This is a genomic window from Bifidobacterium sp. VU/mBH4 (B4) (genome assembly GCF_058199535.1).
The window spans coordinates 319,011-339,287 of sequence record NZ_JBVPQJ010000002.1; the positions used below are offsets into that span (position 1 = coordinate 319,011).

The following is a 20,277-nucleotide window of genomic DNA, read 5'->3' on the forward strand; positions in this document are numbered from 1 at the left end:
TTGCTCGGGACCCGGCCAGAGTCGGGCTTTGTCGGAATGAAGGAGCGAACGTGAAGAAGACCGGCTTTGCACGGCGTTTGTCCAGCTTGCTGGCCCTGCTGGCAGGCCTGGCCATGGTAGCCTCGGCTGCTGCTTGCGGTGGTCCGGCCTCAGGCAGTGGACAACAGTCTCCGAGCGCCTCACAGAGCCAGGGAACCACCCCGGCCGCTGAAGTTCCCGGTCGGGTGGCCATTTTCACTCCCTCCGACGGCATCACCCTCTCCCAGCACACGCCCATCAACAAGTGGGCCGCGCTGGTTCCTGAGCTCAAGGCGGCTCTGGCCAAGGAGCACCTTTCCGATAAACACATCGATGCCTACACCAGCGGGAATCTGGAGGATCAAAGCAAGGAGCTGCAGGATTACCTGGTCAACCGCCTTTCGGAGCGCAAGGCCGGGAAGACTTCAGAGCCGACCACACTGGTGGTGGCACCCATGACCTCGCCGGATTCCATCACCCGCCAGTATGGCGACTATATCAGCAAGTCTTTGGATGCCGATGCCAAAGACAAGGCGCGCGCACGTCTGGTCTCGTCTCTGCGGCTGGCTGCGGGCGCGGGCATGCATGTGGTCCTGCTGGCCAACCAGGTGCCGGGCATCCAACCGGATCTGTTCGTGCAATTGTCTGACGCACGGGCCATCGGTCAGATGCAGGCGGACAAGCTGGCCAGCAAGCTGGAGCTGGACAAGGCCAGCAAGGACAACCCCTGCCGCATCGAGATTCTGCTGCCGAACCGGACAGCTGATGCATTATCCGATGCATCCCCTGCTGACAAGGGCGTTGACACCGGCCAGGCCGAGCAGAATTCCTTCCCCGCCCAGGCTTTCGCTGGCATCTGGCAGGTGCTGGGGCCCTATTTCAAAGATGGACGGGCTGTCAGCCCCTCGGGGCTCCTGACGGCAGACAGCACCGAGAAGGACTGGCAGGCGATCGCCTTTGATCCAGGCAAGGACGCCTCGGCTACCGGCAAAGAGCTGGCGACCCGCCTGGCCACGAACGATGGCGCCAAGACGCACACTGAGGTGGACGGCATTCTGGCCATGAACGACTTCATTGTTTCCGGTGTGGTCTCTGAGCTCGGGGATCTGGGATATCGGGGTTCTTCAGCGGACGTCAACCCAGAGATCTCAATATCAGGCATTGTGGGATCCATGGTCGGTCGCCAGGATCTGCACCGGAAGCGCGTGCCCAAACCCGCTCATAGCCCTACGGCACAGAATCCGACGGGGTCGCAGGCGGATCCTTCACAGGGTACGGGCAGGGCTCAGGATTCCACACCCTCGGACGACCACGCTGCCTGGCCCATCATCAGCGGATACGGCGCCTACGTAGACAACATCCCTCAAATCGTGGACGGACGGCAGTGGATGACTGGCCTGGAGGACAGACTGGGGCTTGCGGCTGATATTGCCAAGGCCTGTGTCGGACTCAACAGCCAGGGCAAGGTGCCAGTCATGGATACGATCCAGACCGTCAACCAGGACGGCAAGCAACTGCGCCGCCTATCAAGACCCTTGGTTGCGGTTTCGGCCTCCAACCTCAAGGCGGCGCTGATCGATACAGGCTACATCAAGCCAGCCGACGCGGGTCTTTGAGCATAGATCTCTTGCTCGATCCGGTCCTCATACCGCTTGAGAACCTCCTGACGGCGGGGCTTGTATGACGCGGTCAGCAATCCGTTTTCACGAGTGAAGTCCTGATCCAGAATCAGATAGCGGCGGATGCCCTCGGCCCGGGAGACCTGAGCATTGGCCGCGTCTACTGCACGATCGATCTCCGTGCGGATGATGGGGTTCTCCCCAGCCGAAGCGGCATCGTCCAAGGGTTCAGCACCCTGATCCCGCAACCACTTGTTGACCTCCTCGAGATTGAGGGTGATCAGGGCTGAAATGAAAGGCCTGCGGTCCCCGATGACCATGCAATGGCTGATGATGGGCGAACGTTCAACGGCTGTTTCCAGCAGCGACGGCGAAATGTTCTTACCCCCTGCGGTGATGATGATCTCCTTGCGCCGGCCAGTCAACCGCACGAATCCGTCTTCGTCCAGACTGCCCAGATCGCCGGTCATCAGCCAGCCCTCGCGAATCTGCCTGGTGGTGATTTCTGGATGGTTGTGGTAGCCCATGCAGACATCGGGGCCCTTGACACACAGCTGGCCCTCCTGGTCAATGCCCACGGTGATGCCGGGCATGGGCAGGCCGATGGTGCCCAGACGGTAGCCTTTGGTGGGGTTGACCGTCACCGGACCCATGGTCTCGGTCATGCCGTAGCCCTCCAGCAGGGGCAGACCTATGCCGTTGAAGAAGTCCGCGATGTCCCTGTCCAGAGGAGCGCCGCCCGAAATGGCATACCGGACCCGGCCGCCCAAGGCCTCCAGGATGGGATCGTAAACGGTGCCCGTATACATGAGGTGCTTGGTCTTCAGCGACATGGGAACCCGGCTTCCGGTCTGCTGATGACGAGACCACTGCCTGGCCACCCCTGCGGCATCCAGGAAAATCCTGCCCCTGGCACCTGTTCCGGCCCGCTGGGAGGCCGCGTTGTAAATCTTCTCGAAGATCCGCGGCACAGCCAGGATGAAAGTGGGTTTGAAGGTCTGCATGTCCTGCAACAGATTGCGGATGGACCCGGTAAGCCCCAGCGTGAGATCCGTGGCGATGGCGAAGAACTGCAGACAACGGGCGAAAGCGTGGGCCAGGGGCAGGCAGAGCAGAAGCCGTCTGCCCTCGCCCAGGCAGATGCCAGGGACGGCCTGGACACCCGAACGGACGGTGAAGACGATGTTGCTATGGCTGAGTTCTATGCCCTTGGGCTTGCCCGTGGAGCCTGAGGTGTAGACGATGGTGGCCAAGTCGGAGCCCTGCACCGAGTCGGCACGGGCTTGGAAATCCGCCTGGTCCACCGCCCGTCCGTAGGCGGTCATGGTGGTCAGCGCTCCCCTGGTGATCACATACAAGTCGTTCAGATAGGCACACTGGGAGCGAACCGCATCCACTCGGGCCCTCATGTCGTCATCCTCCAGAAAGGCCATGCCGACATGGGAGTCGTTGAAGATGCGCCGAATCTGATCGGGGGAGTCCGTCTCGTAGACCGGCACCGTCACGGCTCCGATAGCCAGGATGGCCATGTCCAGGGCGGTCCATTCCCATCGGGTGTGCGAGACGATGGCCACCGAATCCCCCCGGCCAACCCCTCGAGCCATAAGCCCCTTGGCCAGCGCGACCACACGGTCGCGAAACTCCCGGGCCGTTATCGTGTTCCACTCGCGTCCGCTCCGGTATTCGATCAGAGGATCGTCGCCCAGGCGCTTCACCCTGTCCTCAAGCAGGGAGAAGACACCGGCATCGGCGTCTATGGGCTTCTCAAGCGGACGCGTAAATTCTTGCTGCATGTTCTGCATGACCACTCCCTGCTGAAACGGCGTTATGCTTTACGATTCTAACCGCTTCCCCGGGCCTGCGATATACCTGGTCTGCAGACGCGCGAGTCTTGCAGGCGGACCCCTGCACTCCTATAGAGGCTTGAGACGAATGCGATGCCGTCCGACTTTAGCGCCTGGATCCAGATAGTGGTTATGACCATCTTTCAGCCCCCAGTGCAGGCAATCTTGGTCACAATGGTCAGAGACCCCATCTACCTTTCCCCAGACTGTGCCTGCCTGCAACCGGGTTCCCGCAGGCAAAGAGCTCTTCGCCGGCTCATAGGTGGAGGTCAGTTTGCCGTGACGAATGGAGACCACGTCCTTGCCTGCTACAGAACCGGTGAAAGTGATGACACCGTCTGCTGGGGCCCGGATGCGCCTGCCTTGTTGCACTGCCAGATCAATCCCGCGATGACCGCTCAGCCATGGATGATCCGGAGGATCGAAGGGACGCATAACCTGCGGAACAGCCTTGTCGCCAGGCAGAGGTTCAAGGGGCCACAGCCAGCCCCGGCGACAGGCTGAGGTCGATGAGGTAACCCGACCATTCTGCGCCGGAGCTGCAGCCGAAGGCAGGGTCGGCGCAGGCTGAGCCGCGACGGTTGCCGTAGGCCCCGCGGCCGACAGGACCAGGGCCAGCATCAGTGCCAGCAGGGTCCTGGGAAACCAGGGAGGCCGACAGCCGGAAGGCATGTCAGGCATCCGGCCGGTAACCCTCTGGATGCCCTTCTTCTTATGGTCACGCGCACAGGCCATAATCGCACCTTCATTCCGTCATCACGGATGCCCGATTGAGCGTCCACCATCATGATGGACTTAATGCCAAAGCCTTGCGGACTAATAGGAGGCATGTGGTCGAATATGTAGTCGTCCACACTCAGATGGATTGTCAAGACACGCTACTCGAGAGTCCTCGAAAGGATTCCCAGCCAAGATGCCTTCTTGCCCTCTAAGCCAAATGAATGAGCGTCCAAGAGATGGGAGGCAGTTGAAGGTTGATGACATTTTCTTCCATCTTGAAGTCTTGTCTGGCGTGCATGACGACCCGTTCCTGATGTTCAAGGGTGTTGCGAACCAACGGGTCATCCTCGTGCAGGGTGCTGACCGCCACCTTCCGATGTCGATCCTGTTCAGGCAGCACGATGCTAAAATCAACGGCACGCTCAAGACTACGGTTGACTGCAAATACGCTTAGGGAACCGTCGGCACCTCTAACGGCCACAGAATCAGTCATGGGCACCTGACCATAGCGAGAGGTCTCATAGGTGTCGCCGCTTTGCAGGCTCTTGAGTACACGGGCACCCCGCGCATAACGGGCAGTCAGGGCGAAGGGATAGAAAATGGTCTGCCTCCAGGCCGGGCCGCCGGACTCGGTCATGATGGGGGCAATAACGTTGACCAGCTGGGCCAGGCTGGCCGCATGAACGACGTCAGCATGCCTGAGCAATGTGATCAGCAGGTCACCCACCACCACGGCATCTGCCACCGAATAGACATCCTCCAAAAGCGGCGCGCCTAGAGGCCAATTGCCGATGCCTTCGGGCGATTTGCTGGCCTTTTCATCCTGGTACCAGACATTCCACTCATCGCAGGAGATGAAAACCTGATGATCACTGCCCAGCCGGGCACGCGAGGCGGCGATGATGGCCGTCACATCAGTGATGAAACTGTCCATGCCCACACCGGAAGCCAGAAAGCTGCCCATGTCTCCATCCTTGGGCGCGTAATAGGCATGGCATGAGAGGAAGTTCACATTGTCGAAGCAGCGCTCCAGGACGGTATGCTCCCAGAGACCGAAAGTGGGCATGGTGTGCGAAGAAGATCCGCATACGACCAAATCCAAGCCCGGATCGATCATCCGCATGGCCACAGCCGTCCGGTTGGCCAGATCGGCGTATTCCTGTGCACTCTTGTGGCCGATCTGCCAGTCGCCGTCCATTTCGTTGCCCAGGCACCACATCCTGATGTCGAAGGGACGATCATGGCCGTTGGCACGCCGCCGTTCCGACAACTCGGTACCAGATGGCACATTGCAGTATTCGAGCAGGTCCAAGGCCTCCTGCATGCCCCTGGTGCCTAGGTTGACGGCTTCCATGAGCTCGTTGCCACCCAGCTTGTCCAGCCAATCGCTCATCTCATGCAGGCCGAACTCGTTGTTTTCGCTGGAGTGCCAGGCAAGGTCGAGGCGACGAGGACGGCTTTCGCGTGGACCCACCCCATCTTCCCAGCGATAGCCTGAGACGAAGTTGCCGCCCGGGTATCGGATGGTGGTCACGCCCAATTCCTTGACCAAATTCATGACGTCGCCGCGAAAACCCTGCTCGTCTGCTGTCGGATGGCCCGGCTCATAGATGCCCGAATAGATGCCCCGGCCCAAGTGTTCCACGAAAGATCCGAAGAGTCGATCGTCAATGGACGTGGACACCTGCTCCTCATCCACATTGAACTGTGCCCTGCTCCTGCGAGTTTGCTGCCCTTGCGCCACTGTCTGACTCCCTCGTTCTGACTTTGTCGTCCATACTTCTCGTTCATGTTGGAAGTATGGATCATCTGAATGGTACAACGTTGTGTATTCTGCAAAGCACTCAGCTGCAGCTTTGCACAATCTCGAAAAGGGACCACCTGGTGTTAAACGAACGGCTGCCTAATCATTCATTTTGAACAGCAATTCAATCAAATGATCATTCTGATATCTGTACATACAGCAACCAAGAGCGCTTGGGGCAACGGGTCTTGCATTCGTTGCATTGATCGCACAATACAAATGAAAAAAACCGCCGGAGAACCGGCGGCTGAGAGCTCCCGCAGCTGGGCTTGAACCAGCGACATTTCGATTAACAGTCGAACGCTCTGCCAACTGAGCTATGCGGGAATGTCCCGTTCAACTCTCGCTGAACACAATTACCATACTATAGTCAGGACTCTCGTATACGACAACTTGGCGTGTCGATCACATGAGAATCCTGTCCATGGGCATGGCCGAATCGATGGAGAAGTCAGGAGCAGAGGGGGGCAGTCCGGCCTGGACCAGGTTGACGCCCAGCATGGCCACCATGGCGCCGTTGTCCGTGCACAGGTTGATCTTCGGAATGCGGACCTTGACGCTCTCCTGGTCGCCGAACTCCTGGAGCTTGCCGCGTAGCTGCGAGTTGGCTGAGAACCCGCCGCCGACAATCAGGGTATCCGTGTCGAACCTGTGGCAGGCGGCCATGGCCTTGCGGGACAGGACGGTGGCCACGGAATCAGCCAAGGAGGCGCAGACATCATCCACGGGAATATCGAGTCCGGCCTGCTGTCTGCGTTCGACCCATCGAGCCACGGCGGTCTTGACTCCGGAGAAGCTGAAATCATAAGGATGCTCGGCTCCGGCCCGGCCCTTGGTCAATCCCTGGGGCACGGCGATGGCGTGGGGGTCGCCCAACCGGGCGTGGCGGTCGATGTGGGGGCCGCCCGGATAGGGGAAGCCGAGCAGACGTGCGATCTTGTCGAAGCACTCCCCCGCCGCGTCGTCCAAGGTGGTGCCCACCACTTGGACCGATCGCGCCAGATCATCGACATGCAGCAGTGAGGTGTGGCCGCCGGAGACGATCAGAGCCAGGGCATTCTGAGGGAAGGGGCCGAACTGGAGCTGGGTGACCGCTATGTGTCCTATGACGTGGTTGATGCCATACAAGGGCTTTTTCGCCGCCCAAGCCAGCGCCTTGGCACCGGAAACGCCTACAGCCAGGCATCCAGCCAGTCCAGGACCAGCCGAGACCGCTATGGCATCCACCTGGGACAGGTCCATATCCGCATCCTTCATGGCCTTGGAGACGACCGGTACAAAGGACTCAGCGTGTGCCCGCGAGGCGATCTCAGGTATGACGCCGCCGTAGCGGGCGTGCTCGTTCATGGAGGATGCGACCACGTTGGACAGCAGCCGGTTGCCCTGGACCAGGGCGGCAGCGGTCTCGTCGCAGGTGGATTCGATGCCTAGCACCAGGGGCTCACTCATGGTCAATGATCCTTTCCTGTCCTTTCGAAGGCTTGTTGCTGACAAAACCCACCGGACCCGGCCCAACCGAGCGCAAAGGCCTGGTCATAGCCCAGGCGTCCACGTCTTCAGGCTGATAGTAGCCCTTGCATAGACCCGTCTGTGAGAAGCCAAATTTCTCGTAGAGGTCGATGGCCGCAGGGTTGTCTACGCGGACCTTCAGGTTCATGCGTTGCAGACCCTCGCGATCGGCTCCGGTAATTATCCTGGCCAGCAGAGATCCTGCAATGCCCCGATGCCGGGCTTCAGGCAAAACCCCGAGGGTCATCAGCTCGGCATCCCTTTCGCCCGACCAGTAGCCTCCGTAGCCCAGGATGGCATCCTGGTCTTCCCATACCAGGTAGGTGCGTGAAAGCGCAGACAACTCGAACTGCAATTCCTGCCGGCTCCAGGCCTGGTCGCCGAAGACGCGCGACTCCAGATCGACCAACCGGTCCAGGTCCTCCAAGACCGCACCGCGAATCATGATTGGACTGCCACATGTTTAAGCGGATTAGGCACGGAGACGTCCGGACGGCGAAGATACAGGGGCTCCACCGGGTCGATCAGCCCATGCTGGGCACGTATGCTAGCGCAAGCAGCCATCAGGCCTGTCCCCCGTGTCCGATCCTCCAGGAAGGATCCTTCGTCCAGCATCACCCGTATATCGGAATGCTGATCCAGACGCTCCCACTGGTCGGCATAGCGGCCGGCTCCATGGCCGCTAATGACCAGAGCGACAGGACCCTGATCCACCGACTCCCGCTCTTCCGCGATGGCCGCGATCTTCTCACCGATAGCCGCTGGATAGTCGATGCTCATGTCGGTCAGCGGCCGGGCCGGAGCCTCGGCGCCACCGAAGTCGTCAAAGAGACGGTAGTAGAGCTGCCGCCGCCGAGCATCGTTGACAGCCAGGACCAGAAGCCGTGCATGGTCTTGGCCCTGCCGTTTGAACCTGCTGTAGGCATAGCGGGCCTGCGGCTCCAGGATGTCTTGTCCCAGCAGACGGGCACCCGTGGCAAACGCCAGGGCTTTGGCGGTGACGATGCCTGCCCGCAGACCGGTGAAAGGCGCAGGCCCCAGTCCCACCACGATGGTCCGCAGATCGTCTGCAGACAGCCCAGCCTGATCCATGACCTTGGCGATATTGACCTGGAGGCGTTCTACGTGCGAGCGCGAGTCGGTCTCGATGCACGGCTCACGCCCTGGCAGCCCCACAGTCGAGCCATAGGAGGTATCGATCACCAAAAGGGACGTATCGGTCCCGCTCATGCCGTCATCGCCTTTCTCAGCTGATCCATTCTCTTGGCCCATGACGGACCCACTCCACGCAGACGTACCATACGCTGACCCTGGGAGCTGGGTGGCGCCTCAGGATCTTCCCGGGGATCCACGTGCCGGTCGATGGTCACTTCCAGACGTTGATCGGCCAAGGCAGAGGCCATCTGCTCGCCCCATTCCATCAGAATGATGGTCCTTTGGCCAGGATCTTCCAATTCCTCATCCAGACCAAGGGACTCCAGCTCGTCCAGGAGCCGATCCACGGCATCCTCGCCAGGAAGATAGCCCTGTCCGCCCAGCCGGTAGGCATCCACGTGGATCAGGGTAACCGGCGAGCCATTGGACAGGTGGCCATGCAGTTCTCTTGCGATGGTGAACGTGGGCGAGACCACAGGGCCGTCCACTCCGAGTCCGTCGCCCAGCCCCTGGGCCAGCGTGGTCTTGCCCGCTCCCAGAGGCCCGGACAGGAGGATCACGTCCCCGCCTTGCAGACACGAGGCCAGGTTTCTGCCCAGGCCTTGCATGTCCTCGCCTGTGGGCACAGCCAGTTCAAATCCATCCTGTTGCCCGGCACTGTCCTGCAAGCTCATGCCCATGTCCTTCCCTTGGCGGCGATCAGCTCGACTGCCCGTTCCAGCGCATAGCGGGCGTCGCCGCTGCTGGTCTTGCTGATCTCATCAGCCTGGGCCAAGGCCTCGATGCAGGACGCCAGGCCGGAGGAGGTCCATCCATGCAGCTGTCTCTTGGCCTCCCGCAACTGCCAGTAGGCGGCCTTGGCCTCGGCTGTGGTAATGGATCCCGACTCGATGGCCGCCTCCTTGGCTAGCGTCCGCAGCTTCAGGGCCAGTACGCCAATCAGGGAGACTGGTTCGTTGCCCTGCTCCAGAGCCGTACGCAGAGCGACGACGGCTTGGGCCGGCCTGCCAGCAAGGGCCCTGTCCGCCACCGCGAATCCGGATACAGCCGGGTTATCGGTCAGATAACGGTTGACGATCTCCAAGGTCATGGAATCCTGGTCAAAATCGAAGCAGAGCTGGGAGCACATGGCAGCCAGTTCCGGAGTGCGCTCGCCCAGAACATCCACCAGGCGCTGGGCAGCCCGTGGCTGGATACGGCGCTGATGGGCTTTGAAACGCCCATAGACGAAGTCGATCTTGTCGTCGAACTTCTTCAGATCCGGCATCCGCTCCGTGACAGCTCCGACCCGCGCCATTTGGTCCAGGAGCCTGCGGCCCCGGTTGCCTCCGTCATGACGTGCGATGACGATACTGGATTCGTCCTCTGCGCTCTCGCGGCAGAAATCGATCAAGGCCTGGCTCAGGGCTTCATCAGCCGCCTGCAGATCATCCAGACAAACCACGGCCGTCTGACTGAGCAGGGAGGGTCCGACCGCCTCCTGAAAGGCGTAAGCGTCGCAGTCCGCCGCATCCAGCTCGATGTATTCGCTGTCCGGGTGAGCGGCGCATGCCTGCGCGCACAGCTCCTTGAAACGCTGGGCGTTGAGGAAGGGATCGCCGCCGACCACCAGATGGACGGAAGGGTTCTCCTGCTGAGCTTTGGTCATGACTCAAATCTCCCTTCATCGCTGGACATTACCCTCGGTCATTTTTGAAGACCAGCCGGGCTAGAAGGCCATAGGTCTGCCGTAGCCAGCCCTTGATTGACACCCAAGCGGACGGCCGGAAGGGAACCTCGGAATTCACCCCTGTCACAGCCGGCCATGAATGGTCTCGCTCCAGAGCACGGATGAATCGAATCAGCCGATGATCGATCACGGCCATGAGACCCAGACCAACCAGGCAGGCGCTACCGACCGGTCCCGGTGGCCAGGCCGCCGGAGCAGCCGCTTCGCCCAGCCACCTGGCGGCAAAAGCCATGACTCCGGTACCCAGGGAGGTCAGTCGGGCCAGGAACAGACCCACTGGAGGCCAGAGCCAGGAGGTGAGCAGAGCCAGTAGGCCAGTCACTGTGGCAGCGTCGACCACAGGAGTGACCAGCAGGTTGGCCAGTGGAGCCAGGAGAGGCAACCCGGGACTCATCAGCACCTGCACGGGCAGGGTTCCGACCTGGGCGCACAGGGTCGTGGCCAATGGACGTGCCAAAAATGTCGGAAGATGATCTTCGAGAAGGGCCGCCAACCGCCGGTTACCCAGGCCGATGCCCAGCACGGCTCCACAAGAGAGCGCGAAGCCGAAGCTGGCAGCCATGGAAGGTCGCAGGATCAGCACCAGCAGGACACACCAGGACAGCGTGTTCAATGACTGGGCAGGCCGGCAGGCAGCCAGAGCCAAGGCCGAAAGAAGCCCCATGGCCTGAGCTCGCAGAACTGAATCACCTGGGACCATCAGCATGCCCAAACCCAGATAAGTGGCGGACAAAACCAAGGCCATCAGCAAGGGCGGCGAGCGCAGGGCTCGCATGATCCTGACCAACAGCGAGGCCAGGATCATGAAGTGCCCGCCAGAGACCGCCATCAGGTGCAGGATGCCCGATGTCCGGAAGTCCTGGGTCAGACGGGTGGCATAGGCGGGCTCCACTGCCGGCCTGCCCAGGGAGCCACCCGACCCGGGCAGGGCCTGGTTGCCCAGAATGCCCATGGTCAAACCCGGCACCAGGATCCGTCCCTGATCGTCCAGTCTGCTGGTCTGTTCGAGAAAGGCCCTTTGCATACGGGCGATCAACCGTCTACAAGGGCCTGGCGGCTCGACCTGTTTCGTGCCGTCTTCCACAGCCAACCAGGGAATAGGACGGCCGTAAGCAGGGGGCTCCAACAGGCCTCTCGCACGATACTGCCCTCCCTGTTGCAGCAGGCATGACCGGCTGCGGGCGAAGAACATGATGCGCTCATCGGAAGGCATGCGCACTCCGGCCACAGTCACCCATTGCAGTCTGATCTCCGCCTGACAGTCCCAGCCTCGCCGAGAGGATGCACTCATAGGGCCCACAGCCCGGCCACGAATCTCGGCCAGCGCTTTGCCCTGACGTATCTGCCGGGCTGCCGGCCAGCTGCGCGCTGACTCATGACCAACTGCGGCGGCCAATGATGCAGTCAGAGCCACCGCAGCCAAGACAGCCAAGGTCGGCAGTTTCCGAGGACCAAACCAAGTGGATGCCAAGGTCGGCACGGTGGGGATACACGGAGACTCACAACCTTGGGGCAGGCGGTTTCGTGGGTATGAGCGAGAGGGGTGACGCAATACCTGACCCTTGCAATCGGAGTTCTCTGCAGCGACCAAGCAAACGAGTTTGAAGGCAAGCAGGACCATAGCTATGAGTAATGGAAGCGCCAAGACAAGCGGCATCAACCAGACCGACATGCCCGTGCCCCCACCAGCTATGCCACCTCTGGACTCCCCTGCCGTCTTGGACCAGCCGCCGCTTTTGGCTGATCCGGCCACGGATCCACCCATGCTGCGGTCCAGAAGCCAGGGGACCAGCAGGGCAACCGCCCAGGCCAGACAAGCAGCGGGGAGCATACGAAGATTGCGATTGCCGTTTGCTCGATCAGCAGCAGGACGATCTCCTGCCCGGCCGGCCATCATTGCGCCACCAGATATGGGCGCAATCGGGCCAGGGTCTTGGCACCGATGCCGGGGACATCCAGCAGCTGATCGACCGAGGCGTAGCGACCGCCGATAGCACGCCGATGCTCCAGTATTTTTGTTGCCGTGACCGGTCCAATCCCCTTGACATTCTCCAGATCCGCTTGGCTGGCGCTATTGAGATTCACGCGTCCGGTCTGATCCGCTGTTCCCGCGGATGCATCGGAGACCGGAGCAGCAGAGGCATTGTCTGCCCTTTCGCCATCCTGAGCGGAATCTGATGCCGCATTGGTATGTTCGCTGCCTTCGTCACCATGGGTGTTCCGGCTACGATCGCTTCCTGAGCGGTGCTTGCTGCGGTGTGCAGCACTGTGGGCATCGCCGTTTGCCGGAGTCGATGACATGCCCCCGGATCCGTCGATTGCTGCTCCTGCAGCCAGCGCCCGTTCCTGCTGGGCCAGCAGGGTCAGGCTGACCGCAAGGGCAACTACCAGAATAAGAATGGCTGTCAAGGCCTGAAGCGGCGTAAACGACCAGACGGGTCGATCACGTCGAATCTGTGATTCGGCCATGTCTTCAGCCGATCGCTCCGACCGACTTGACTGATTCAGGGCCAGAGCCTGCAGGGGCGGCGCCGGCGGCTGGGTGATGTTGATGCTCATGGGCCCAGCCTGTCATGAAAAAGCCCCCCGATATGAGGTCGAGGGGCTATGTGGTCGAAGGTCATCGCCTGTCCACAGCCTGGCTGCGGGCAGTGCAGGATCAGGCTGGCACGACCGAAACGATCTTGGGCGCCTTGACGATGACCTTTCTCGGCTCCTTGCCGCCCAGCCGCTCCTGAACGGCAGGCAGCGCCAGGGCCATGGCCTTGAGCTGGTCAGGCGCGATGTCGGGGCTGACCTGCAACTTGCCGCGGACCTTGCCCTTGATCTGGACCACGGCGGTGACGGTGTCCTCGCCAAGATAGCGATCATCCCAGGTCGGCCACTGGGCATGCGCCAGGGATTCCTTGTGACCCAGACGGCTCCACAGCTCTTCGCAGATGTGGGGGGCGATGGGCGAGAGCATGAGCACCAGTGGCTCAACGGCTGCCCTAGGCGTCGGATTCAACCCGGTCAGATGGTTGTTGAACACGATCATCCTGGCGATGGCTGTGTTGGGCCGCATGGCCTCCATCTCCACAGTCACGTCGTGGATAGTGGTGTTGAGCAATTTCAGGGTCTTCTGGTCGGGCTCGCCCTCATCCAGGACCACCTCGCCAGTCTGCTCGTTCACCACATTGCGCCAGAGCCGCTGCAGGAAGCGCATGCCGCCCACCACGTTGCGCGTGTTCCAGGGCCGGGACTCGTCCAGGGGTCCCATGCTCATCTCGTAGAGGCGGAAGGTGTCGGCCCCATAGGTACGGTACATGTCGTCCGGAGTGATGATGTTCTTGAGGCTCTTGCCCATCTTGCCGAACTCGCGGTTGACCGGCTTCCCCTGCCAGGTGTAGCTGACCTTGCCGCCCTTCTCATGCTCCTCCACCTCGGCGGCGGGCACATACTGGCCGCGCTGGTCCGTGTAGGCGTAGGCCTGGATCATCCCCTGGTTGAAAAGCTTGTGGAAGGGCTCCTTGGAAGAGACGTATCCCAGATCATAGAGGACCTTGTGCCAGAAGCGGGCATAGAGCAGGTGCAGGACCGCGTGCTCCACGCCGCCCACATAGAGATCGACACCGCCTGACTCCCCTGCCGTAGCGTTGTGCTTGGGCCCCAGCCAGTAGTCGTATTCCTCCGGATCGACCATGTGCCGGTCGTCCTTGGGGTCGATGTAGCGCATGTAGTACCAGCAGGAGCCTGCCCAGTTGGGCATGGTGTTGGTGTCCCTGTGGTAGACCTTGGGTCCGTCGCCCAGGTCCAGGGTCACGTTCACCCAGTCCTGGTTGCGGCTCAGCGGGGCCTCCGGGCTGGACTGGGCATCCTCGGGGTCGAAGGTCTTGGGCGAGTAGTCGGGCACGTCCGGCAGGGCCACCGGCAGCTGGTCGTCGGGCAGCAGGTGGGGCAGGCCCTGATCGTCGTAGACCACCGGGAATGGCTCGCCCCAGTAGCGCTGACGGGAGAAGAGCCAGTCGCGCAGCCGGTAGGAAACGGTCCCATGGCCGACTCCGGCCGACTCCAGCCAGGCAGTGACCTTCTCGATGGCCTGGTCGACCCGCAGGCCGTCCAGGCTGAGCGGGTCGCCAGCGGCCTGGGTGGCCTGGACTGAGGAGTTGACCACAATGCCATCGTGGGAAACGAAGGGAGCCTTGCCCCGATAGTCGTCCAGGGTCTGTCCGGATTCAGGCAGCGGGCTGACCGTGTAGACGACGGGCAGGCCATACTTGACGGCGAAGTCGTAATCGCGCTGATCACCGCCAGGCACAGCCATGATGGCCCCCGTGCCATAGTCCATCAGCACGTAGTCAGCGGTGAAAATAGGCAGCTTGGCCCCGGTGATGGGGTTGAGAGCGTACAGTCCGGTAAACAGGCCGGTCTTGGCTCCGCCTTCGTCTACGCGATCCTTGGCGGTCTTGGCCTCGGCGGCCCTGCGATAGGCCTGCACGCCCTCCGCGGGATTGGCATAGCCGCCTTTCCACTGTTCAGGCACATCCTCAGGCCACTCCTGCGGCAGATGCTGCAGCAGGTCGTGCTCGGGCGAAACCACGGCGAAGGTGGCGCCGAAAAGCGTGTCGGGACGGGTGGTGTAGACCTCCATGGTCTGGTTCCCGTCGGGGCTGGGCACGGTGAAATCCACCGAGGCTCCGTGCGACTCCCCGATCCAGTTGCGCTGCATGAGCTTGACCTTTTCGGGCCAGTCCAGAATGTCCAGATCCTCCAGAAGCCGGTGGCCGTAGGCGGTGATGCGCATGGACCACTGCTTGAGCTCACGCTGGTAGACCGGGTAGTTGCCCCGCTCGGACCGCCCCTCGGCGGTCACCTCCTCGTTGGCCAGGACCGTGCCCAGCCCGGGGCACCAGTTGACCGGCGAGCGCGAGATGTAGGCCAGACGGAAGTCGTTGAGCACCTCGGAGCGCTCGGCCTCATCCAGGTCCTCCCATGAGGCGTCGGCATGGCCGGGGATGGGCCTGCTCCCGGCCTTGAAGGCTTCGACCAGCTCGCTGATGGGTCTGGCCGCGCCTGTCCCCCCGTCGGCACGGCGGTAGTCGGGGTCGTACCAGGACTCGTAGATGCGCGAGAAGATCCACTGGGTCCAGCGCACGTAGTCCGTATCGATGGTGGCGAAGGAGCGGCGGTCGTCGAAGCTGAGCCCCAGCCGGTGCAGCTGCCAGCGCATGTTGGCGATGTTCTGCTCGGTGGTGACCCTGGGGTGCTGGCCGGTCTGGACCGCATACTGCTCGGCTGGCAGGCCGAAGGCATCGTAGCCCATGGCGTGCAGGACGTTCTCGCCCTTCATCCGGTGGTAGCGGCTGACCACGTCGGTGGCGATGTAGCCCAGTGGGTGGCCCACATGCAGGCCCTTGCCCGAAGGATAGGGAAACATGTCGATGACGAAGTAGGGACTGCGGCCCCCAGCATGATCGCCCTGGGCATCGGTCAAATCACCCTTGGTGTTGGCTGCCCAGAAGGTGCCCTCCTTGTCCCAGCGCTTCTGCCAGTGCTCCTCAATGGTTTGCGCCATGGCGGCATCGTAGCGGAACTTGGGCTGATCGGATTCCTGGGTCTGCTGATGATCCCTGTCTTCATTCGCGTTCATATGGTGAATTATCGCCATTCACATGGACACGGCCGAGCCAATGTCCAGCATCCGTCGCCTTGGCGGAAGCCGTGCTCAGCGATCGCCGGGCCGCAGGGTGCGGGCGGCGGCATCAATGGAATAGCCGATGGACCTGGAGGCCCGGCCCAGGGCGGCCTTGAAGGACCCGTCCCGCATCATCCTCTTCAGAGCCTGGTCAATGACGTCCACCAGCTCCGGATCCCCGTGGGGCACGCCGATACCGTAATGTTCATTGGAGAAGGGGTTGCCGACCAGACGCAGTTGGCCACCGCCACGAACATGAGCCAGTCCAGCCAAGGCAAAATCGTCGCCGCTGGCAGCATCCGTATCCCCGCTGAGCAGAGCCGTGACGCACTCAGGAAACTCCTCCCGCTCCTGGACCCGGGCTTGCGGAGCCAGCGAGCGCACTAGAGCCCCGGAGGTGGAGCCCGCTGCCACGCAGACCCGCTTTTGGGCCAGATCCTCCACCCCGGCAATATCGCTCTGGGTACGGCGAACCAGCAGGTCCTGCCCAGCAGCCAGGTAGGGCCCGGCGAAATCCACCAGCTTCTGCCGTTCCTGGGTGATGGAGTAGCCGGCCACGACCATGTCCACCTGGCCCTGTTCGAGCATGCGCTCGCGGTCTGCAGGCTTCACCTGGCGGAAGACGATCTGCGACTCGGCGTATCCCAGCTCGTGGACCACGTACTGGGCCACATCCACATCCAGACCCCGGTACTGGCCGGACTGGGCGAATCCAAGCCCGGGCTGGTCGAAGGAGATGCCCACGCTGATCTTGGGCCCGATGGAGCCGGCCCGGTAGCGATCCTCCTGGCGGCCGCACCCGCTCAGGGGCACCGCCAGAACCAGCGCCGCCAGAGCCGCCGCAATCCTGCGTGCAAACATGATCAGCCCCTACTTGAACATTCTCGAGCGCGTCAGGAACCAGGTCACCAGGGCGGTCACCAGACCTGACAGAATCACCACGACCGCGAAGCCCCAGGGCTTGTCGGTGAAGGGCATGCCGAACATGCCCTGGTTGAAGTTCATGCCGTACATGGAGAAGATCAGCGTGGGCACTGACAGGCTGATGGAGATGATGGTGAAGATCCTCATCACATTGTTGACGTTGTTGGAGACGATGGAGGCGAAGGCGTCGGTCATGTTCGAAAGCACGCTTGAGTAGATGTTGGCCATCTCGATGGCCTGTTTGTTCTCCGTGATCACGTCACCTAAGAGGTCTTCGTCGTCCGGGTAGCGCTTGATCCGCTCCAGCCCGGTCAGCTTCTCCAGGACGATCTCGTTGGACTTGAGGCTGGTGGCGAAGTAGACCAAGGTCTTGTTGAGCTCCAGCAGCATGAGGATCTCGCGGTTCTGCATGGAGTGGCGCAGCTTGAGCTCCAGCCGGTCCGACTCGCGGTCGATGATGCGCAGGTAACGCAGGTAGAGGGTGGCGTTCCGGTAGAGGATCTGCAGGATGAAGCGGGACTTCATGAAGGTGTTGAACCCCCGGATGGTGCCCTCCATGAAGGGATGAAGCAGGACGGTGTCCTGCATGCAGACGGTGACGATCAGATCCTCGGTGACGATGATGGACAGAGGAATGGTCTCGTAGTAGTCCCGCCCGTCGCGTTCCTCGGCCCGGGGAATGTCGACGATGACCATGGTGTACTCGTCCTCCACGTCCACACGCGAGCGCTCCTCATCATCCAGGGGGGCACGCAGGTCAGCCAGGTCGATACCGGTGGTCTGGGAGACGTTGGCCAGCTCGACATCGGTGGGCGCCGATAAGCATATCCATGAGCCCTTGGAAGCCTTGCCGATCTGCTCGATCTGCCCGTTCATGGTGCTGAATACTCTCATCATCGCCATCACCGCCTCTCGTGCTCAAACCTGGCCGACGTTTCTGGCCGAACCGATAGTAGCAGATAACCAGTTACCGCCGTGTTCAATTCCGCAGGGTAGTCCCCGGTCATCCCCGCCATGGCCGCAGGACGGCGGGTTGGATTTTGGAGGCGTCGAAGCGAAAATGCCCGGTGATGGGACGGTGGCCTGGCGAGCCCAGGTAGTCGTTCTCCCTGTCGCGCTGGCCCATGTTGTGCAGAAGCAGGGGAATGCCCCGGCTGTCCCTTCTATCGGAGGCCATGCCGATGTGCCAGGAGGTGTCGAAGATGACGATGTCGCCCTGCTGCCACTGGTCGGTGGCCGCAGTGTCGTTGGTCAGACGCTGGGCATGCCGGGACAGGAATACGCCGAGGACGTTGGTCCGCCTGAAGTCGATGTTCGGATCCGGACTGTTGATCACTCCGGCATAGGCCCCAGGAGACGAGGCGATATCGGCATCGACCATGGTCTTCAGATCGTAGCCGGCCTGCCGGAAGGCCCTCCAGATCTCGTCGGTGCAGGCGCCGCGGTCATCGGGAGGATAGCCGCCCTGGTAGTAGCCGCTGTCATAATGAGGATGGCGGCGGGCCTCCTGATGGGCTCCACGCACCATGGCCGTGTAGTCATCCACGCCGTCATGGTTGTAGTCTACAGGCGAGGTCAGAGGCGAATGGGCCGCGGTCTGCTCTGGAGAATATCCAGGAGGGCCGTGAGAAGCGGTCCTGGGGCCGTTTGCGGAGGAGTTTTGATTGTCTGAATGGCGAGCAGGCCCGACGCCCACCAGCCTGCCAGCCAGGGCCAAGGAGCCCGCCACAATCAATGCAAGCGCCAGCAGGACAGCCGCCCACCGCAGAACCACTGTCCGCCGCTGGCTGCGGCCGCCGCGGTTTCGCTCTGTAGACACAGCGGTCACCTCATCCGGTTGCGCAGGGGCCTGCCATCCATGAATCGATGAAGGTTATCCAGGCAGATTTCCCGAACCTTGTCCATGTTGGAGGGTAGATGGGCTCCCCCGGCCACATGCGGGGTGAGCAGGCAGCGTGGTTGCCTCCAGAGTGGGTGATCTTCAGGCAGGGGCTCCGGTTCGGTCACATCCAGACCTGCACCGAAAATGCCATCCTTATCCAAGGCTTGGGCCAGAGCCATGCAGTCCACGGCATCTCCCCTGCCCGCGTTGATCAGCACGGCGGTGGACTTCATCAATGCAAGACGATGGTCATCGATGATGTGCCGGGTCTGCGGCGTTGAAGGCAGGGCCAGAGCCACTACATCCATCTCAGGCAGCAGGGCATCCAGATCGTCAAAACCAGCCAGACGGTCGAACCCCTCCACCGGCTGGTCGGGATGGCGCCTGATACCGATGGTCCGCGCGCCTACGGCCTTGGCCAGACGAGCGAAGGAGGCTCCGATATTCCCTGTGCCTAAAACCAGAACCTGGCAGCCATGCGGCGAAAGGACGGCCCCGCGAGGTTCCCAACGGCCCAAACGCTGATTGTCCCGGTAGGCCGGCAGGTCCTTCATCAGAGCCCACATCATGGCGAACATGTGCTCGGAGACCGACTGCCCGTAAGCGCCTGAAGCACTGGTCAACATGGCGTCCGGAGGCAGAACCCCCGGTTTCATGTAGGCATCCACACCCGCGCTGCTGGTCTGCAACCAGACCAGGTTACGGCAGGCAACCACCTGCTCGGCCGGCGGATTACCCAAAATGATCGTGGCCTCCGATCTGAGGGATTGAGGGACATCGATGAGCCAATGCATGCTCTGCCGCATGTCCGTGTCGACAATGAACTCCTGACGAACGCCTGGAGCCGCCTGGAGGAATTCCTGTCGTTCACTCTGGTCCAAGGGCAGGCAGTTGATGATGAGCTGGTCCCCAGGATGGTTCTCGTTCCGCTTTTCAACCCGCACTTCGGCATCGTTTTTGCCGGTCATGGTCCGCCGCCTTTCCGTTGCTGCCGACCCCCTTGGTCGCCCCTTGTCATCATGCTAGCGCACTTGCAAGCTCAGGAATGACTCAAGACCATTCGAGGATAAAATCCATCAATTAGCTCACAATCCCTGCAATTCCGGGGCAACACACTGAGTTGCTCCATTCGCCAATCCCGGTGTACTATAAGCAAGGCTTCACCAAGCAAGGCAAGCACGGGGCTATGGCGCAGCTGGTAGCGCGTCTCCATGGCATGGAGAAGGTCGGGGGTTCGAATCCCCCTAGCTCCACAGATAGGATCCCGAGGTCACCTCGGGATCTTTTTATATTCGTTGGGCTTGCAAACGCCAGATCGGGGCCTATAGGAACTAAACGCGTTGTTTTAGGTTCTGTGTGTGGGTTTGGTTGTGTGTTGGTCAGAGTGTGGTGTTGGGGT

Annotated in this window: 16 protein-coding genes and 2 tRNA genes; 2 read left to right on the plus strand and 16 right to left on the minus strand. The window is 61.6% G+C overall.

Annotation, left to right across the window (positions count from 1 at the left end):
• Positions 1–113 precede the first annotated feature (113 nt).
• The gene (locus AC0AII_RS04570; protein ID WP_490446304.1) at positions 114–1,634 is read left to right on the plus strand and encodes a type 1 periplasmic-binding domain-containing protein; all 1,521 of its coding nucleotides are present in this window, start codon (positions 114–116) and stop codon (positions 1,632–1,634) included.
• On the opposite strand, the gene AC0AII_RS04575 is transcribed toward AC0AII_RS04570, so the two are convergent.
• The 16 genes from AC0AII_RS04575 to AC0AII_RS04650 form a co-directional block, all read right to left on the minus strand.
• The gene (locus AC0AII_RS04575) at positions 1,604–3,430 is read right to left on the minus strand and encodes an AMP-dependent synthetase/ligase (protein ID WP_490446305.1); all 1,827 of its coding nucleotides are present in this window, start codon (positions 3,428–3,430) and stop codon (positions 1,604–1,606) included. The genes AC0AII_RS04570 and AC0AII_RS04575 overlap by 31 nt on opposite strands.
• Positions 3,431–3,550: 120 nt before the next feature.
• Positions 3,551–4,216: a M23 family metallopeptidase gene (locus tag AC0AII_RS04580; RefSeq protein WP_490446286.1), complete on the minus strand. Its 666-nt coding sequence runs from the start codon at positions 4,214–4,216 to the stop codon at positions 3,551–3,553.
• Positions 4,217–4,409: 193 nt separating this feature from the next.
• The gene (gene arfA / locus AC0AII_RS04585) at positions 4,410–5,945 is read right to left on the minus strand and encodes an arabinosylfuranosidase ArfA (RefSeq protein WP_490446287.1); all 1,536 of its coding nucleotides are present in this window, start codon (positions 5,943–5,945) and stop codon (positions 4,410–4,412) included.
• Positions 5,946–6,259: 314 nt separating this feature from the next.
• A tRNA-Asn gene (locus AC0AII_RS04590) sits at positions 6,260–6,332 on the minus strand.
• A 78-nt stretch (positions 6,333–6,410) separates the two neighbouring features.
• The gene (tsaD, locus tag AC0AII_RS04595) at positions 6,411–7,454 is read right to left on the minus strand and encodes a tRNA (adenosine(37)-N6)-threonylcarbamoyltransferase complex transferase subunit TsaD (protein WP_490446288.1); all 1,044 of its coding nucleotides are present in this window, start codon (positions 7,452–7,454) and stop codon (positions 6,411–6,413) included.
• On the minus strand, positions 7,447–7,959 hold the full coding sequence (rimI, locus tag AC0AII_RS04600; protein ID WP_490446289.1) for a ribosomal protein S18-alanine N-acetyltransferase: 513 nt from the start codon (positions 7,957–7,959) through the stop codon (positions 7,447–7,449). Before rimI ends, tsaD begins: the two co-directional genes overlap by 8 nt.
• A complete protein-coding gene (tsaB, locus tag AC0AII_RS04605) occupies positions 7,956–8,744 on the minus strand; it encodes a tRNA (adenosine(37)-N6)-threonylcarbamoyltransferase complex dimerization subunit type 1 TsaB (protein WP_490446290.1) in 789 nt (262 codons plus the stop codon). The genes rimI and tsaB overlap by 4 nt, the downstream gene beginning before the upstream one ends.
• Positions 8,741–9,343, minus strand: a complete 603-nt coding sequence (gene tsaE / locus AC0AII_RS04610) for a tRNA (adenosine(37)-N6)-threonylcarbamoyltransferase complex ATPase subunit type 1 TsaE (RefSeq protein ID WP_490446291.1) — start codon at positions 9,341–9,343, stop codon at positions 8,741–8,743. The genes tsaB and tsaE overlap by 4 nt, the downstream gene beginning before the upstream one ends.
• On the minus strand, positions 9,340–10,317 hold the full coding sequence (holA, locus tag AC0AII_RS04615; protein WP_490446292.1) for a DNA polymerase III subunit delta: 978 nt from the start codon (positions 10,315–10,317) through the stop codon (positions 9,340–9,342). The genes tsaE and holA overlap by 4 nt, the downstream gene beginning before the upstream one ends.
• Positions 10,318–10,345: 28 nt before the next feature.
• Positions 10,346–11,812 (minus strand): ComEC/Rec2 family competence protein, encoded by a 1,467-nt coding sequence (locus AC0AII_RS04620; protein WP_490446293.1) that lies wholly within the window; start codon positions 11,810–11,812, stop codon positions 10,346–10,348.
• Positions 11,813–12,291: 479 nt separating this feature from the next.
• Complete coding sequence (locus AC0AII_RS04625) at positions 12,292–12,957, minus strand: ComEA family DNA-binding protein (RefSeq protein ID WP_490446294.1); 666 nt, start codon at positions 12,955–12,957, stop codon at positions 12,292–12,294.
• Between the two features lie 100 nt (positions 12,958–13,057).
• The gene (gene leuS, locus AC0AII_RS04630; RefSeq protein ID WP_490446295.1) at positions 13,058–16,027 is read right to left on the minus strand and encodes a leucine--tRNA ligase; all 2,970 of its coding nucleotides are present in this window, start codon (positions 16,025–16,027) and stop codon (positions 13,058–13,060) included.
• Between the two features lie 75 nt (positions 16,028–16,102).
• Positions 16,103–16,933 (minus strand): glutamate ABC transporter substrate-binding protein, encoded by an 831-nt coding sequence (locus tag AC0AII_RS04635; protein ID WP_490446296.1) that lies wholly within the window; start codon positions 16,931–16,933, stop codon positions 16,103–16,105.
• 9 nt (positions 16,934–16,942) lie between these two features.
• The gene (locus tag AC0AII_RS04640) at positions 16,943–17,893 is read right to left on the minus strand and encodes a magnesium transporter CorA family protein (RefSeq protein WP_024627661.1); all 951 of its coding nucleotides are present in this window, start codon (positions 17,891–17,893) and stop codon (positions 16,943–16,945) included.
• 106 nt (positions 17,894–17,999) lie between these two features.
• Positions 18,000–18,815, minus strand: a complete 816-nt coding sequence (locus tag AC0AII_RS04645; protein WP_490446297.1) for a DUF1287 domain-containing protein — start codon at positions 18,813–18,815, stop codon at positions 18,000–18,002.
• 5 nt (positions 18,816–18,820) lie between these two features.
• Positions 18,821–19,846: a D-2-hydroxyacid dehydrogenase gene (locus tag AC0AII_RS04650; RefSeq protein WP_490446298.1), complete on the minus strand. Its 1,026-nt coding sequence runs from the start codon at positions 19,844–19,846 to the stop codon at positions 18,821–18,823.
• 212 nt (positions 19,847–20,058) lie between these two features.
• On the opposite strand from AC0AII_RS04650, the gene AC0AII_RS04655 reads away from it, so the two are divergent.
• Positions 20,059–20,131: transfer RNA gene (locus AC0AII_RS04655), tRNA-Ala, on the plus strand.
• The last annotated feature ends 146 nt before the right edge of the window (positions 20,132–20,277 follow it).

Excerpts from the sequence above, each read along its gene's own strand:
- AC0AII_RS04570 (WP_490446304.1), top strand. The coding sequence starts at position 114 with ATGGTAGCCTCGGCTGCTGCTTGCGGTGGTCCGGCCTCAGGCAGTGGA.
- AC0AII_RS04575 (WP_490446305.1), bottom strand. The coding sequence starts at position 3,430 with ATGCAGCAAGAATTTACGCGTCCGCTTGAGAAGCCCATAGACGCCGAT.
- AC0AII_RS04580 (WP_490446286.1), bottom strand. The coding sequence starts at position 4,216 with ATGGCCTGTGCGCGTGACCATAAGAAGAAGGGCATCCAGAGGGTTACC.
- tsaD (WP_490446288.1), bottom strand. The coding sequence starts at position 7,454 with ATGAGTGAGCCCCTGGTGCTAGGCATCGAATCCACCTGCGACGAGACC.
- rimI (WP_490446289.1), bottom strand. The coding sequence starts at position 7,959 with ATGATTCGCGGTGCGGTCTTGGAGGACCTGGACCGGTTGGTCGATCTG.
- tsaB (WP_490446290.1), bottom strand. The coding sequence starts at position 8,744 with ATGAGCGGGACCGATACGTCCCTTTTGGTGATCGATACCTCCTATGGC.
- tsaE (WP_490446291.1), bottom strand. The coding sequence starts at position 9,343 with ATGAGCTTGCAGGACAGTGCCGGGCAACAGGATGGATTTGAACTGGCT.
- holA (WP_490446292.1), bottom strand. The coding sequence starts at position 10,317 with ATGACCAAAGCTCAGCAGGAGAACCCTTCCGTCCATCTGGTGGTCGGC.
- AC0AII_RS04625 (WP_490446294.1), bottom strand. The coding sequence starts at position 12,957 with ATGAGCATCAACATCACCCAGCCGCCGGCGCCGCCCCTGCAGGCTCTG.
- leuS (WP_490446295.1), bottom strand. The coding sequence starts at position 16,027 with ATGAACGCGAATGAAGACAGGGATCATCAGCAGACCCAGGAATCCGAT.
- AC0AII_RS04635 (WP_490446296.1), bottom strand. The coding sequence starts at position 16,933 with ATGTTTGCACGCAGGATTGCGGCGGCTCTGGCGGCGCTGGTTCTGGCG.
- AC0AII_RS04640 (WP_024627661.1), bottom strand. The coding sequence starts at position 17,893 with ATGATGAGAGTATTCAGCACCATGAACGGGCAGATCGAGCAGATCGGC.
- AC0AII_RS04650 (WP_490446298.1), bottom strand. The coding sequence starts at position 19,846 with ATGACCGGCAAAAACGATGCCGAAGTGCGGGTTGAAAAGCGGAACGAG.